Below are 14,679 nucleotides of genomic sequence, written 5' to 3'. Positions count from 1 at the left end.
GCGCTGATTCGAGAATGTGTATCCCGTGGAACTTCATCGAGCCGACCGGCTGACGGTGGCCAGGCGTCAGCTGGCACTGTCCAGGCCCTGTTCAGGAACCGTAGCAGCGGAACGGGCCGGGAGGCGGCTTGGCCTGTGGAGGAACAGCGGAGTTCACGCCAGGGGTGTTGCGCGGCGCGACGACCAGCTTGGCAATCTGCGACCGCCGCTCGGGCGGTGGTTCAGGCGGATGTGTTAGACGTCGGCGTTAGGAAGCGTCGAAGCACACCTGCTATGTTCTGAAGGGAGTGATCGTATCTATCTATTAGATATCTAAAGATCTGCTCCTGCGAGGCTATCTTCTTTTCCTGTAGGTAGTTGTGAAAGTCCTTCGGGCCAGTGAAACTTTGCTTGCTTGTTTTAAACGGGAAATCAGCGTTATGCATGTCTGCGTACAAGGCTTTTTCAACGCTATCGAGAGGGATTGTGTAAACCCCGGGGTCGCCAGCAAACTTTTCGTTCTTCTGATCCCCGTCGAGAACGGCGATCACCCTGTCCGGTGAGGTAAAAAACTCTTCGCGTTTATTGTGATTCATTAAGCCTACCACTTGCGTACTCCCACCGATAAAAATCACCTTGTAGCGGAAGAAGGTGTTGGTGCAGTACGTTTTGATTATGGCTTCAATGAATCCAAGTAGCACTTCGTCCTCCGTCAGGATGTATCGGTCCCAACCCGAAAACCCGAACAGGCGCGCTTTGGCATAGCTGAACGACGTCGGGACTATGGAAGTGACGCCTTCGTTTTCTTCGACGTAAAAAAGCTCGTTCGCCTCAAGTTTTCGCATCAATGCGAGTGAGTGCGTCGTAAACAGGATTTTGCATTCGTACCGGTGGCAAAAAGCTCTTAGCCAGTCAGCCAAATTCGCTTGAGCCGCTGAGTCGAGCGAAATATCTATCTCGTCGATTGCAATCAAACGAGCGCGTCCTTTGATCGTTCGATAAAGGTTTATCAGAAAGTACTCGCCAGAACTAAGGTAGTCCTCACGGATATATGTGCCGTCGTCCCTGACAATAGCGTAGTACGTCTTGCCTTTGACGTCGACAGCTACCATTCCTGAGTATCGGGTTGAGCCATACACCGCTTCGAGGAACGAGATTAGCTCTTTTGGGTAATCGTGATTGCCGAGAGCGATTGCTTTACGAATGTCTAAATCCGCTTCGCTGGCGCTTTTGAAATAATTGAAGCGCATGCCATGCGGCATTGGAAGCTCTGCTGCGATCAGGTTTCGCATTTCAACCGAGATTGGTTCTTTGCAGTTCAAAGAACGTATCTTGTCGTCATACGTGAATTCCACCCTGGTCGTGTTTAGTGTGTAGCTGATCCGGCTGTTTCGAGAAAACGCGTATGGCGTTGCAGTTCGGACAAAGGTATCTGCGCTGGCTAAATTGCGAAGTGCCCGGATCAAAGTCGTTTTGCCCGTGCCATTTCTACCGACCAAGCAAACTAACCCGGGGGTCGACAGGTCCAGGTCCAGGGTAAGGCTGGTGACGTGCTGAATTGATTCAAGGTCTACCAATAGGCGCGTCATTGGGCCGACCTGCGCAGAAAGCTATCAATCACCGTATTTCCGAACTTCGCTCTAAGCTTTTCCAGATAGAGCGGGTCCGCCGCGTGTGCATAGCCTATTAGCCCACTGAGTCTCTGTAGTCCCTCTTCCAATCCCTCCTTGCGCTCCTCCTGGAATATCTTCGCTAACCGTGGTCGATCGCTTACGTAGAAATGCAGCCACGCTTCGATCCGGTGTCTGACTTCCCGATCAATGACAATCGCTCCAGTGGGCAAAATCACAAGGCCAAGAAGTTTGATTTTTCGACCTATAGTAGTTAACTTGCTTTTACTCGAATTTAGCTTGAACCCATCCCCCAGTTCAGTTCCGAGGCAGTCTTCTATTACTTGAGGAGCGTCTTCTATGGCTAGACGGTCAGCAGCCGAGACGATTATGTCGTCAGCGTATCGAGTGTAGATCCAACCGCGCTCATGGCTGATCGCCGCTAAACGTTTATCGAAGCCATACAAGCACGCATTGCTCAGAATGGGAGATGTCGAGTAGCCGATCGGTAGCCGACCGTCGATCGTTAGAAGGCTCAGAATGTGATCAAGATGATCGGAAAGATCGGAAACAGGGGTGGCAGCTTGTTCAAGGACTGATCGGATCAAATTGTTGGTGATGCTGTCGAAGAATCGCTCCAAATCGGTCTGATAAAACGCGCGACTACGCGAATGCGGTTGGACCGCTTGCAAAAGTGTTGCGCCTTTGCGATACGCAAACGAAACCGATTGATCGACGGGGAGGTGTTCCAGCAGAAATCCACCGATGAAATGATGGAAATCTTTCAATTTTGCCGAGGGTTTGTAGATGGTGCGATTTTTCCAGAGTACCTGGCTGTAATGATCGCCCGCGTACAGTGTCAAAAACTCTTCGAACCTGTACTTGTCGTGGTACATGGCGTCGAATAGTTGCTCTAAGGGCCTGGATATCATCAATCAACTGTCCTGGAATCTCTGCAGATTTGAGAGAGTGTCGCTAATCGATAGGAACGCGGAAAGTACATACGAAAAACCCGGCCGGGTGTGAGCCTCGACCGGGTATTCGTAAATGTGATAAATCGCCCTAGGGACCAGACATTAGACTGGAGCTACTCCTAGTCGCTGGTATGAAAAGAGGTTAGCACGGTCATCATCATCGGACAACGGTGCCCATGAGAGGTAGCCCGCATCTCGGACTGATTAACGCGAGTAAACGTTGCGCTGAGGTTACGGTCGGAAAGCTATGAGCACGGTATCGCACTTTAAGCCGATCACTGAATCGTCGAAGGAGCAGAAGGTGAGGAGCGTTGTCAGTGTGACTTTCCCGAGCACACGGTGCGACGAGGGCGGGCGTGCGGGGCCGGCGATCCGCCGGCCCCGCACGCCCGCAGGCGGCGCCGTCAGGCCCGGGGGGGCGTTTCGGCGGGCGGCGTGCCGTTATGGAACAGGGACTTGAGCTGCGAGCGCAGTTCGGGCGAGTCAGCGTGCTTGTGGACCGTGGTCGCATGTTGAACCGCGGCTTCCAGCAATTCCTCGTCCGAGTCCGCGGACAAGGCCACCGAGCAATTCATCTCGCTCGGATACTCGCGGCAATCGATGTACTTGCGTGTCATGGGGCTCTCCCTGCGCAGGCCAGCAAAGGCTGCGTGCATGGACATCAGACGCGCCGGACGGACTGCACCGGCGCGATGGCGCGTCGCATCGCGGCCGGTGTGTTTCCAGTATAGGACTGGCGCGCGCCGGGCAGTCGGCTTATTTCGAGGGGGCCGGGGGGCGGGCGCGCGCCGCGTCGCTTGCCGCGCCCGCGTGCGACACGGGGCGTCCCAGCAGGTAGCCCTGGAAGTGCGAGCAACCCTCGGCCGTCAGGCGTTCCAGTTGCTCCGGTGTTTCCACACCCTCCGCCGTGGTCGGAATGTCCAGGCTGCGGCCGATGCCGTTGATCGCGCGGACGATGGCCAAGGCCTCGCGGCTGGATCCGACGTCCTGCGTGAACGATTTGTCGATCTTGATCTTGTCGAACTCGAAGGTGCGCAGGTAGCCCAGCGACGAATAACCGGTTCCGAAGTCGTCCAGCGCCACCTTGACGCCCAGTTCCTTCAGACGGTGCAGGGTGGCCAGGTTGCCGGCGGAATTGGTGAGCAGCACCGACTCGGTGATCTCCAGTTCCAGCCGCCGCGCGGGCAGGCCGGACTTGGCGAGCGCCGATTCCACCAGCGACACCAGCGCGCCGTTGGTGAACTGGCTGGCCGACAGGTTGACCGCCACCGTCTCGTGGTCGTCCCAGCGCATGGCTTCGGCGCAGGCCTCGTGCAGCGTGAAGGCGCCCAGTTCGTGGATCAGGCCGGTTTCCTCGGCGATGGGGATGAAGTCCTGCGGCATGATCAGGCCCTTGCGGGGATGCTGCCAGCGCATCAGCGCCTCGCGGCCCACGATGCGCACGTGGCTCACGTCCATGATGGGCTGGTAATGCAACTGCAACTGGTGCGAGATGATGGCCTGGCGCAGGTCCATTTCCACCTCATGGCGCCGCAGCGCGGCCGCTTCCATTTCCGGCTCGAAGAAAGTGAGGCAATTGCGCCCGTTGCGCTTGGCCTCGTACAGCGCCATGTCGGCGTAGCGCAGCAGATGGTCGGCCGACAGCGACTGCGCTTCCGACATCGCGATGCCGATGCTCACGCTGACCGGCACGGTATGGCCCGCGATCTCGAAAGGCTGTCGCACGGCCTCGATCAGGCGCTCGGCCAGCTTGCGCACGTCGTCCTGTTCGGCGATGTTGGGCAGCACCACGGCGAACTCGTCGCCGCCCAGCCGCGCCAGTGTGTCCTGTTCGCGCAGGTGCTTGGGCAGGCGTTTGGCCAGCAGGCGCAGCAGTTCGTCGCCGGACTGGTGGCCCAGCGTGTCGTTGACGCTCTTGAAGTTGTCCAGGTCCAGGTACAGCACGGCGGTCGAGCGATCGCGGCTGGCGGCCAGCGCGCTGAGCAGGCGGTCGCGGAACAGGCGGCGGTTGGGCATGCCCGTCAGCGTGTCGTGGTGGGCCATGTAGCGCACCTGCGCATGGGCCGCGTTTTCGTCGGTGACGTCGTCCGCGATCAGCAGCACATAGCGCGAACGCGGATCGTTGCTGTGGAACGCGAGGGTCTTGGTGCGCAGCGTGCGCGGGCCGCGCGCCGTGGCCAGTTCCTCTTCCTCTTCGCGGATGGCGCCGTCCGAGCGCAGCGCGTCGTTCGTCAGGCGGTCGAAGAACGCGCACACCAGTTCGGGCAGGCATTGCTGCGCGGTCTTGCCCTGCAGGCCGCCCGGGCTGCCGCCGAAGGTTTCCTCGGCCTGCCGGTTCGCCAGCAGGAACTCGCGCGACACGGCGTCCAGCACCAGCACGCACGAAGGGATGTGCGAGACCACCGCCTGCAGGAAGCTGGACATGGAGGTCAGTTCGCCGTTGTAGTGCTCGGCCAACTGCTTGGCCTTCAGGAGCTGCTGCTCGCGCTCGCGGCGCTCGGTGTTGTCGCGCGTGACCTTGGCAAAGCCGATCAGCTCGCCGGCGTCGTCGTGGATGGCGTCGATGACGACGTGGGCCCAGAACAGCGTGCCGTCCTTGCGCACGCGCCAGCCTTCGGCTTCGAACTTGCCGGTTTCTCGCGCGGTGGCCAGGCCGCGCTGCGGCACGCCGCGCGCCCGGTCTTCCTCGGTGTAGAAGCACGAGAAGTGCCGGCCGACGATTTCCTGGGCCGTGTAGCCCTTGGCGCGCTGCGCGCCGGCGTTCCAGTTGGCGACGATGCCATCCGGATTGAGCATGTAGATGGCGTAGTCGACGACGCCTTGCACCAGGTGGCGGTACATGACGTCGGAATTGGCGATGATCATGGGATGCGGCGGGCTTGCGCGCCGGCCGCGTTGCGGCAACGCGCCTGCGCGGATCTGCCCTGAAGGACGAGGGGTTGTACGGATTTACGGCGTGAAGCGGGCAATATTTACCGTACTGTCACGAAAAAGACCAATCTATCGAATCATGTCGCACGAAGTCATTTCATTGCATCGGCAGGGCGCTTCAGAACACTTCAGAACCTGACGCGCGCCTTGAGCGCCTGCGCGATCGTGGGAATGTCGATGTCCTTGCCCGGATGCTTCAGGCAGAAGTCGTACAGCACGGCGATGTAGGCGTTGCCCAGCAGCTTGGTGATGGCGCCCGCCGTGGTGGCGGCGATCGTGCCGCCAATGGCGCTGCCTGCGCCCGGAATGAACTTCAGCATGCCCGAGACGACCGAGCGGCCGATCAGGGTGGCGGCCGACGCGCCCAGCGTGGACGTGACCAGCGTGGTGATCGCGGTCGTGTCCAGTTCCATGCCGAAAGTGATGCCGATCTTGGCGATCATGCCGACCTGGATCGGCACCAGCGCAAAGGCATCCGAGAAGGGGATGGGCGCGGCGGCGGCCGAGGCGGCCAGGCCCGCGGCGACGTTCACCTCGATCTCAGCCCGCTTTTTTTTTACTTCCAGGGCCTTCTTGTTGCGGGTGGACAGCGCGTTCGCATACGCGCGCTGCTGCGCTTCGGGCACATGCTGCGCCGTTACTTCGATCAGCCCGTCCAGCCCCATGGGCGGCAGTTCGGCGTCCAGTTCGTCGATCCATTCGGGCAGCGCCCGCACGGCCACGACCTGGCGGGCGCGCGGCAACAGCTTGCGGGCCTCGTCAAGAAAAGGACTGTTCTTGCGCGCCTTGGTCAGCACCGCGACGACCGGAATGCCGGCCTTGTCCAGCATGTCGCACAGTTCGATCTCGGCGTCTTCGACGCGGTGGCTGCTGTCCTGGATGCAGAGCCAGGCGACGTGCAGATGCCGGTCCTGGTCGTCCGAGGCCGAGCGTTCCTGGATCAGGTCGGCAAGCTGGGCGCGCGAGCGCTCGTAGTCGCCGACTTCCAGGCCCCGCGTGTCGATGATGGTGAGCGGATGGCCCGGGCGGGTGAATTCCTGGGTGGTCTGGGTGACGGGCTTGCCCGCGCCCGTGCGGGCCAGCTCGCCGCGGAACACGGCGTTGATGAGCGTGCTCTTGCCCACGCCCGTCTTGCCGGCGACCAGGATGTTCACCCGGCCCGCGCCGCGCGTGGCCGTGCTGATGGCGTCGGCGATGGCGTCTTGCAGGTCGGGGTGGTCGGGGCGGATTGCGCTCATTGGACAGGTGGGAAGCGGACGGGGATGCCGGAACGATATCAGACGAGGACTTCTTTGGCGCAAAACGTAATCGGGGGGTGACGGACCCCGTCATCCGGCCGACGCCATGAGAATGACATGCGGCGCCGATATGATCGCGCGGCTTCGCGGGCGGCGGCAGCGTTTTCCATATGGTGAAACCCCAGTACGCCGGCGGCTGGTGCGAGGGAAATTTTGGGGGCAGATAAGTGGGTTCTTCAAAGGGTTACATCTCACATAATCCACTCGCGCTTTTGCCAGGAGGCGCTGCGTAGAATCAGGTCGTTGTCAGGCTACGCCGCGGTACACGCGCAACCCCTCATGCCCCGTCTTGCGCTCGTCCCCCGCTTGCTGCGCTCGCGCCCGTTGACCAAGGGCCTGCGCTACCTGTATCGCTACACGCGGCCCAGGGCGGATCGGCACAACGAAACGCTGTGGCCGTTCGTGACGGTCCGCCGCGATGGCCAGGGCCGGTTGTCTGGCTGCGACCTGCATGGCGTGCGCGGGCCGGCGACGATCCCGCTGGATCGCTTGCCGCGCGGCATCGGCGGCGACGCGCACCTGATCCTGAGTGGCCCTTCCGTGGCGCAGATCGATTACGACCAGTGCCGCATGAGCACGGTCATGGGCGTCAACGGTTCGATCGCCCTGCGCGCCCGGCATCCCGCGCTGCGCTTTGACTATTACGCGATGCTGGATGCGGGGTTCGTCAAGCGGCGGCGGGACCTGGTGGCCCAGGTGCTGGCCCAGGACCTGGTGCTGTTCGTGACGCCGGAGGTGTATCGCTGGATCGCGCTGCTGTTCGACAACCGTACGGTGCGCTGCCGCATCGCGCTGTTCGAGGAAGTGCACCAGCGCGCCCAGCAGCCGCGCGCCAGGCCCGAGGAGCTGGAGGCGCAGTTGGGCGCCGATCCCGAACTGGTGCTGTTCGACGCGCACCACCCGATGCATGCGCACGGATTCAGCCTGGATGCGGCGCGTGGCCTGTTCGGCGGCGGAACGGTCGCCTACACGTCGCTGCAGTTCCTGGCCTGGCTGGGCGCCAGGACGGTCTATCTGCACGGGCTGGACCTGACGGCCACGGCGGGTCCGCGCTTTTACGAAAGCGCTGGCGCGCAATTGCCCACCGCTTTGGACCGGCAGTACGCCGGACATATCGAACCCGCGTTCCGGCAGGCCAGCCAGCTGCTGCGCGCGCGGGGAATCAAGGTCTACAACCTGTCGGTGCTGAGCCGGCTGGGCGACGACATCTTTGAAAAGCGTCACTGGAGCTGCCTGCTGGCGCCGGCCGCACAACCGCTGACGAGTCCTGAACAATGAAGATCCTGTACACCAATTTCCACCAGGGCGATGGCGGCGGTCACACGACCTACGTGATGTCGCTGGCGCGCATCCTGTGCCAGAAGTCGCATGTCACGGTCGGCGCGCCGCGCAAGAGCCGCCTGCTGGCCGAAGCGCGGACCGTGCCCGGCCTGCGCACCATCGACCTGGAATTCAAGGGCAACGTGCTCGAACAACTGAGCGCGCTGCGCCGCCTGCGCGCGCTGCTGCGCAAGGAGCAGTTCGACGTCATCCACGTCAACGGGTCGGCCGATCACCGGCTGTGCATGCTGGCGACGATGGGCATGGGCGCGCGGCGCCCCTTTATCGTGTACACGCAGCACAACGACCGCAACGCCGTCAGCCTGGGCGCGCGGCTGCGCGCCAAGTGGGGCACCAACCGCGTCATCTGCGTGTGCAGCCACACGTTCCGGCGCATGAAGCAGTCGGTGTTCCGCGACGAAGACCTGCGCGTCGTGCACAACGGCGTGGACACCGAGAAGTACCGTCCCGCCTGCCGCACCCAGTCCGCGCAGGCGCGCGCCCGCTTCCTGCCGCCCGCATTGCGCGACCGGCTGGTGATCGGCAGCAATGCCGGCACGGCGGACTACAAGAGCTGGATCGACATGGTGGACGCCGTGTCGCGGCTGCCCCAGGCGCAGCGCGACCAGATCGCCCTGCTGATCGCCGGCGAGATGCCGGGGGACGAGATGCTGCGGCAAGTCGCCGCGCTGGGCATGCAGGATCAGGTGGTCTTCACCGGGCTGCTCGACAATGTGGAGCCGGTGCTGGCGGCGCTGGACGTGGGCTTTGTGCTGTCGTCCCGCCTGGAGACGATTTCGTTCGCCTGCCGCGAGATGATGGCCGCGGGCACGCCGGTCATCGTGACGAGCGTGGGCGGCCTGACGGAAAATGTCACCGAGGGCCGCAACGGCTGGATCGTGCCGCCCGGGTCCCCGGAGACGGTGGCCCGGACGGTGTCGGAGATCCTGCGGAACCGCAGCGTGCTGCAGGCCATGGGCGTGGACGCCCGCAGCACGGCGCTCAAGGAGTTCTCGCTGGCGACCTTCGTCGGCAATACCGAGCGCGTCTACCGCGAGAACGCCTACGTCAGTAGTGGATCACCGTCCGGATCGACTTACCTTCATGCATCAGATCGAAGGCTTCGTTGATACGGTCCAGGGGCAGGGTGTGCGTGACGAAGGGATCGAGGTCGATCTTGCCGCTCATTGCGTCTTCCACCATGCCCGGCAGCTGCGTGCGGCCCTTGACGCCGCCAAAGGCTGAACCGCGCCACACGCGGCCCGTCACCAGCTGGAACGGGCGCGTGCTGATCTCCTGGCCCGCGCCGGCCACGCCGATGATGATGCTCTCGCCCCAGCCCTTGTGGCAGCATTCCAGCGCGGCGCGCATCACGTGCACATTGCCGATGCATTCGAACGAGAAGTCCACGCCGCCGTCCGTCAGTTCGACAATGACTTCCTGGATGGGCTTGTCGTAGTCCTTGGGATTGACGCAGTCGGTCGCGCCCATGGCGCTGGCCAGCACGAACTTGTTCGGGTTGGTGTCGACGGCAATGATGCGGCCGGCCTTGGCCTGCACCGCGCCCTGGATGACCGCCAGGCCGATGCCGCCCAGGCCGAACACGGCGACCGTGTCGCCTTCCTTGACCTTGGCGGTGTTGTGCACCGCGCCAATGCCGGTGGTCACGCCGCAGCCCAGCAGGCAGACTTTCTCGTGCGGGGCGGCCGGATTGATCTTGGCCAGCGAGATCTCGTTGACGACGGTGTACTCGCTGAAGGTGGAGCAGCCCATGTAGTGGTAGAGCGGCTTGCCTTCGTAGCTGAAGCGCGACGTGCCGTCCGGCATGACGCCCTTGCCCTGCGTGGCGCGCACTTTCTGGCACAGGTTGGTCTTGCCCGACAGGCAGAACTTGCACTCGCGGCATTCGGCCGTGTAGAGCGGAATGACGTGGTCGCCCGGCTTGAGCGAGGTCACGCCTTCGCCCACTTCGACCACCACGCCCGCGCCTTCGTGGCCCAGCACGGCCGGGAACAGGCCCTCGGGGTCGTCGCCGCTCAGCGTGAAGGCGTCCGTATGGCAGACGCCGGTGTGCGTGATCTGCACCAGCACCTCGCCGCGCTGCGGGGGCGCGACGTCGATTTCAACGATTTCCAGCGGCTTGCCGGGGCCGAATGCGACGGCTGCGCGTGATTTCATAGCGATGCTCCAGATGGGTTATTTCAGATAGGAACGGACGATGCGCATGAGCTCATCAATCTGCGATTCGGTCTCGGGCCTGGGGGCAGGCGGATTGCCCTGGGCGGACTGCAGGAAGGTTTCCCGCAGGTGGCTTTCCAGCACCTCGGCCATCAGGCCGTTCGTGGCGCCGCGCAGCGCAGCCAGCTGCTGCAGCAGCGCGCCGCATTCCGTGCCTTCGTTCACCGCGCGTTCCAATGCTAACGCCTGCCCCTGGATGCGGCGCAGGCGCGTGACAACACGTTTCTTTTCTTCGGGGGAGTGCGGCACGGCAGGCTCCGATTCGATACAGGGGGGGAGTATACGGGCTTGAACCGCGGCCGTCCAGGCGCGGGGGCGGCGCGGGTCTCCCAGACCTATAATTCCGCCACCCTGAAGGACTTACTCTTGGCCATGAACCCATCCGATGTGCGGCTGTACCGGGCCGCGGACTATCCGCGCATGCCCTGGCGCAACGGCGGCGGCACCACCCAGGAGGTCGCCTGCAACCCGGGCGGCCATACCGCGTCGTTCGACTGGCGGCTGTCGCTGGCCGACGTCGCGCAGGACGGCGGCTTCTCGGCCTTTGGCGGCTATCAGCGCATCATCAGCGTGCTGGAAGGCGGCGGCATGGAACTCACCGTGGACGGCCGGACGCAGCGTCCCCTTGGGCCGCGCGAGGCCTACGCGTTCTCGGGCGACGCGGCCGTGTCGTGCCGCCTGCTCGACGGCCCGATCCGCGATTTCAATCTGATCTATGCGCCTGACCGGCTCCACGCCCGCCTGCAATGGGTGCGCGGCGCGGCGCCCTGGGTGTTTCACAGCAGCGCGCGCAGCGTGCTGGTGCTGACGGCCGGCGGCGCCCTGTCGCTGGAGCTGGACGGCGCGCAGCATCTGCTGCCCGCTCGCTATGATTGCCTGCACATCGAAGGACAGGACGGCCTGGCCCGCTATTGTCTGAGCGCGGCGGACGGCATTGATGCCTGCGTGATCGAGCTGCTGCCGCGCACGGCCTGAACGCGGGGGATGCCGCCGAGGGCGGAAACAGGCCCGGACCCCGCTCCGCGCCCGGCCCGGGCCGGGGTTAGGGCCGGGGTTAGGGCCAGGGTTGGCCCGTCAGGCGGTCAGCAGCGTGGGCCGCCCGCGCACCTGGGCCGGGGCCTGGGCCGTAGCCGGATCCCGCGGGGGCAGGCGGAAGGCGCTGACGGCGGCCTGCAGCCGCTGCGCCTGCGACGCCAGCGAAGACGCCGCGGCGGCGGCTTCCTCGACCAGCGCGGCGTTCTGCTGTGTGACCTGGTCCATCTGGGTGACGGCGGTGTTGACCTGGTCGATGCCGGTCACCTGCTCGTTCGACGCGGTGGCGATGCCGTTGACCAGCAGCGTCAGCCGATCGATGGTCTCCAGGATTTCCGTCATCGTCAGGCCCGCCGCCTCCACCTGCGCGGAACCGGCCTGCACCGTGGCGCCGGAGGCTTCGAGCAATTGCTTGATCTCCTTGGCGGCGCCGGCGCTGCGCTGCGCGAGCGACCGGACCTCGGCGGCCACCACCGCGAAGCCCTTGCCTTCCTCGCCCGCGCGCGCGGCTTCCACCGCCGCGTTCAGGGCCAGGATGTTGGTCTGGAACGCAATGCCGTCGATGACGCCGACGATGTCTTCGATGCGGTTGGAGTCCTGCGCGATTTCGCGCATCGTGCTGACCGCCGCCTGCACGGCGTCGCCGCCGCGCTGCACCACCTCGGACGCGGTGGCCGCCATCTCGTTGGCCAGCCGGGCGTTGTCGGCGTTGCTGGTCACCGTGGACAGCAACTGTTCCATGCTGGCCGCGGTTTCTTCCAGCGCGGCCGCCTGTTGTTCGGTGCGGCTGGACAGGTCCTGGTTGCCGGCCGCGATTTCGCTGGAACCCGTGTTGATCTCGATCACGCCGTCGCGCACCGCATGCACGGTGCGCACCAGGCTGGCCTGCATTTCCTGCAGGTAGGGGATGATCTGCCCCACGCAGTTCTTGCCGAACGGCGCGATGGGCGTGGTCAGGTCGCCGCTGGCGATGCGCTGGAAGTGGTCCTTCAGCCCGTCCAGCGGACGTTTCACGAACATCACGACGTAGCGGTCTCCCAGCGCCAGCAGCAGCAGACAGATGCCCAGCACGACGCCCACGCCGATATAGGCCTGGCGGCGGTTGGTCTCGGCGTCCGTCCACAGCTGCAACTCGCGCGCCTGGGCATACGCTTCGTACTGTTCCATGCTCTTGCCGAAGCTGCGGCTGGCGGTGACCACGGGGCCCGCCGCATGGGCGCGCGCCTTGTCGATCGCGCCGTCGGCCAGATGCTGGCGTTGCACGGCGATCCCGTCCGCCAGCGCGTCGAAGCCGGACCGCATGGCGTCCAGCAGCGCGGGCGGCGCCGCGCGGCGGGCCAGTTCGATGAACCGCGTCTGATGCTTCTTGGCCTCGGACAGCGCGGCGTCGATGCTGCGCCCCTCTTCGGCGGCCTTGTCTTTCTGGCCTTCGGCGGCGTATTCAAGCTGGCGCGCCAGCCGCAGCCGGGCGCGCATGACCTGGTCATTGACCCGGGACAGCGTGGAGACTTCGTGCAGGAGTTCGTTGCCGGTGGCAAGCGCTTCGCCGGCGCTGCGCAACCCTTGGACGCTGATGGCCGACAGGCCGGCGATGAAGGCGCTGATCAGGAGCAAGGTCCCCAGGATCATGCGGCGGATCGTGATGTCTTTCAAAAGCTGTGTCATACGCGTCGTCCCAAAATGCAGCAAGCCTGCACCATGGACAACGGCCCCGCCGGATCCTTTATTTAGCCGATGTTGCACATCTTACGAATATGTCGAAAGACGTTTCGAATATTTCGATATGAACGGCAATATTGTTGCGTAACACCGCGGGAAAGCCCCGGTAAAGCCCCGGGAAAGGGGGACCGTCCCCGGCAGCCTGGGTCAGCGCGAGGTCGGCGTCTGCACCGGTTCGCTCGCGTCGAAACGCAGGCGCGCAAAGCTGGCGATACACGCGAGGCCGGCGCACAGGCCGCCCAGCCACAACGCGGCGACGGCGCCGTGCGTGGTCGACACGTTGAAGCAGGCGGCGACCAGGGCCGCGCCGCTCGCCTGCCCCAGCAGGCGCACCGTTCCGATCATGCCGCTCGCGCCGCCGGCCCGCGACGCCGGCGCGGAAGTCATGATGGCGCGCAGATTGGGCGACTGGAAAAAGCCGAAACCGGCGCCGCAGATCGCCATGCGCCACGAAATATCCAATATCGACGGATCGGCGGGCAGCAGCGCCAGCAGCGCCATGCCCAGGGCCAGCAGGGCCAGGCCCACCCCGCCCAGCATGCCGGCCGGATACGTGTCCGACAGGCGGCCCGCGATCGGCGCCATGAAGGCCACCACCACCGGCCAGGGCGTGATGAGGAAGCCCGTTTCAACCTGCGTGTAGCCCAGCACGGACTGGAACAGGAATGGCAGCGAGATAAACGCCAGGGCCTGGGCGGCGAAGGCGCACACCGCGGTCGCCGCCGACAGCGCGAAGAGCGGGCGGCGCAGCAGGTCCACCGCCAGGATGGGCGCGGGATGGCCGGCTTGGCGCCGCATCAGCAGCCACAGGCTGACCGCCGCCACGCCGCCTTCCAGCGCCACGCGCGGCCACGGCGCGCCGTGCGCGAGTTCGTTCGTCGCCAGCACCAGCAGTCCCAGCGTCATGGCGCACAGCAGCGCGGCCATGCCGTCAAAGCCGTGCCGCGCCCGCGTGGTGTCGGGCAGGCCCCGCAGGGCCAGGATCGCGGCCAGGATGCCGATGGGGAAATTGACCAGGAACAGCCAGTGCCAGGACCCCAGCAGCAGGATGGCCGACGCCACCGTCGGTCCGCCGGCGAAGGACAGGCCCACCACCATGGCATTGAGCCCCAGGCCGCGGCCCAGCATGTGCGAGGGATAGATGAAACGCAGGAGCGCGCCGTTCACGCTCATCACGCCCGCCGCGCCCAGCCCCTGCAGGATGCGCGTGGCCACCAGCATGGGCAGCGACGGCGCCAGGCCGCTGGCCAGCGAAGACAGGGTGAACACCGCCAGCCCGACGATGTAGACCCGCCGGTGCCCCAGGATTTCACCCAGCGCCGCCGCTGGCAGCAGCCCGGCCACCATCGCAAGCTGATAGCCGCTGATGACCCAGATGGAGCCGGCCTCGCTGGCCTGCAGGTCGCGCGCGATGGTCGGCAGCGCGGTGTTGGCGATGGCCGTGTCCAGGCTGGCCATGCAGACCGCCAGCATGACAGCCACCAGGGCGCCCAGCCGTTCGGCGGCGGGCAGGCCGACCCCGGCCGGATAGACGGTGCTGCGGGAGAACGAGAGCATGAATGGGCTGCGCTGCGAGGG

Annotated in this window: 12 protein-coding genes; 3 read left to right on the top strand and 9 right to left on the bottom strand. The window is 64.5% G+C overall.

Going from position 1 to position 14,679, the window contains the following annotated elements; translation table 11 throughout:
• Positions 1-221 precede the first annotated feature (221 nt).
• From BMW75_RS03020 to BMW75_RS03000, 5 genes are all read right to left on the bottom strand, one after another.
• Entirely contained in the window at positions 222-1,568 is a 1,347-nt protein-coding gene (locus tag BMW75_RS03020) for an ATP-dependent nuclease (protein ID WP_092576565.1), read from the bottom strand.
• Positions 1,565-2,485, bottom strand: coding sequence for a reverse transcriptase family protein (locus BMW75_RS03015; RefSeq protein ID WP_217646925.1), 921 nt, complete (start codon positions 2,483-2,485; stop codon positions 1,565-1,567). Before BMW75_RS03015 ends, BMW75_RS03020 begins: the two co-directional genes overlap by 4 nt.
• 482 nt (positions 2,486-2,967) lie before the next feature.
• Complete coding sequence (locus tag BMW75_RS03010; RefSeq protein ID WP_092576559.1) at positions 2,968-3,180, bottom strand: DUF1059 domain-containing protein; 213 nt, start codon at positions 3,178-3,180, stop codon at positions 2,968-2,970.
• Positions 3,181-3,319: 139 nt separating this feature from the next.
• A complete protein-coding gene (locus tag BMW75_RS03005) occupies positions 3,320-5,428 on the bottom strand; it encodes a putative bifunctional diguanylate cyclase/phosphodiesterase (RefSeq protein ID WP_092576556.1) in 2,109 nt (702 codons plus the stop codon).
• Between the two features lie 194 nt (positions 5,429-5,622).
• Complete coding sequence (locus tag BMW75_RS03000; protein ID WP_092576553.1) at positions 5,623-6,732, bottom strand: YcjF family protein; 1,110 nt, start codon at positions 6,730-6,732, stop codon at positions 5,623-5,625.
• Positions 6,733-7,071: 339 nt separating this feature from the next.
• Here BMW75_RS03000 and BMW75_RS02995 point away from each other — a divergent pair, with 339 nt between their 5' ends.
• Positions 7,072-8,070, top strand: a complete 999-nt coding sequence (locus BMW75_RS02995; RefSeq protein WP_092576550.1) for a hypothetical protein — start codon at positions 7,072-7,074, stop codon at positions 8,068-8,070.
• Positions 8,067-9,242, top strand: coding sequence for a glycosyltransferase (locus tag BMW75_RS02990; protein WP_092576547.1), 1,176 nt, complete (start codon positions 8,067-8,069; stop codon positions 9,240-9,242). Before BMW75_RS02995 ends, BMW75_RS02990 begins: the two co-directional genes overlap by 4 nt.
• On the opposite strand, the gene BMW75_RS02985 is transcribed toward BMW75_RS02990, so the two are convergent.
• Together BMW75_RS02985 and BMW75_RS02980 are read right to left on the bottom strand one after the other, a co-directional pair.
• Positions 9,181-10,290 carry an S-(hydroxymethyl)glutathione dehydrogenase/class III alcohol dehydrogenase gene (locus BMW75_RS02985; protein WP_092576544.1) on the bottom strand — a complete coding sequence of 370 codons (1,110 nt, stop codon included), beginning with the start codon at positions 10,288-10,290 and terminating at the stop codon, positions 9,181-9,183. The genes BMW75_RS02990 and BMW75_RS02985 overlap by 62 nt on opposite strands.
• Positions 10,291-10,308: 18 nt before the next feature.
• Positions 10,309-10,599 (bottom strand): metal/formaldehyde-sensitive transcriptional repressor, encoded by a 291-nt coding sequence (locus tag BMW75_RS02980; protein ID WP_092576541.1) that lies wholly within the window; start codon positions 10,597-10,599, stop codon positions 10,309-10,311.
• A 123-nt stretch (positions 10,600-10,722) separates the two neighbouring features.
• On the opposite strand from BMW75_RS02980, the gene BMW75_RS02975 reads away from it, so the two are divergent.
• Positions 10,723-11,325 carry a HutD/Ves family protein gene (locus BMW75_RS02975; RefSeq protein ID WP_092577279.1) on the top strand — a complete coding sequence of 201 codons (603 nt, stop codon included), beginning with the start codon at positions 10,723-10,725 and terminating at the stop codon, positions 11,323-11,325.
• A gap of 99 nt (positions 11,326-11,424) precedes the next feature.
• Here the strand turns inward: BMW75_RS02975 and BMW75_RS02970 are convergent, their stop codons facing one another.
• Positions 11,425-13,047 carry a methyl-accepting chemotaxis protein gene (locus BMW75_RS02970; RefSeq protein WP_092576538.1) on the bottom strand — a complete coding sequence of 541 codons (1,623 nt, stop codon included), beginning with the start codon at positions 13,045-13,047 and terminating at the stop codon, positions 11,425-11,427.
• A gap of 201 nt (positions 13,048-13,248) precedes the next feature.
• Positions 13,249-14,658 carry an MFS transporter gene (locus BMW75_RS02965; protein WP_092576535.1) on the bottom strand — a complete coding sequence of 470 codons (1,410 nt, stop codon included), beginning with the start codon at positions 14,656-14,658 and terminating at the stop codon, positions 13,249-13,251.
• Positions 14,659-14,679: the final 21 nt, after the last annotated feature.

It is taken from the genome of Achromobacter sp. NFACC18-2 (genome assembly GCF_900108985.1).
Lineage (GTDB): Bacteria > Pseudomonadota > Gammaproteobacteria > Burkholderiales > Burkholderiaceae_B > Achromobacter.
This window is presented reverse-complemented; position numbering and strand designations above follow the sequence as displayed.

Bases quoted from the DNA above. Each gene is read 5' to 3' on its own strand.
- BMW75_RS03020 (WP_092576565.1), bottom strand. From the start codon at position 1,568: ATGACGCGCCTATTGGTAGACCTTGAATCAATTCAGCACGTCACCAGC.
- BMW75_RS03015 (WP_217646925.1), bottom strand. From the start codon at position 2,485: ATGTACCACGACAAGTACAGGTTCGAAGAGTTTTTGACACTGTACGCG.
- BMW75_RS03010 (WP_092576559.1), bottom strand. From the start codon at position 3,180: ATGACACGCAAGTACATCGATTGCCGCGAGTATCCGAGCGAGATGAAT.
- BMW75_RS03005 (WP_092576556.1), bottom strand. From the start codon at position 5,428: ATGATCATCGCCAATTCCGACGTCATGTACCGCCACCTGGTGCAAGGC.
- BMW75_RS03000 (WP_092576553.1), bottom strand. From the start codon at position 6,732: ATGAGCGCAATCCGCCCCGACCACCCCGACCTGCAAGACGCCATCGCC.
- BMW75_RS02995 (WP_092576550.1), top strand. From the start codon at position 7,072: ATGCCCCGTCTTGCGCTCGTCCCCCGCTTGCTGCGCTCGCGCCCGTTG.
- BMW75_RS02990 (WP_092576547.1), top strand. From the start codon at position 8,067: ATGAAGATCCTGTACACCAATTTCCACCAGGGCGATGGCGGCGGTCAC.
- BMW75_RS02985 (WP_092576544.1), bottom strand. From the start codon at position 10,290: ATGAAATCACGCGCAGCCGTCGCATTCGGCCCCGGCAAGCCGCTGGAA.
- BMW75_RS02975 (WP_092577279.1), top strand. From the start codon at position 10,723: ATGAACCCATCCGATGTGCGGCTGTACCGGGCCGCGGACTATCCGCGC.
- BMW75_RS02970 (WP_092576538.1), bottom strand. From the start codon at position 13,047: ATGACACAGCTTTTGAAAGACATCACGATCCGCCGCATGATCCTGGGG.
- BMW75_RS02965 (WP_092576535.1), bottom strand. From the start codon at position 14,658: ATGCTCTCGTTCTCCCGCAGCACCGTCTATCCGGCCGGGGTCGGCCTG.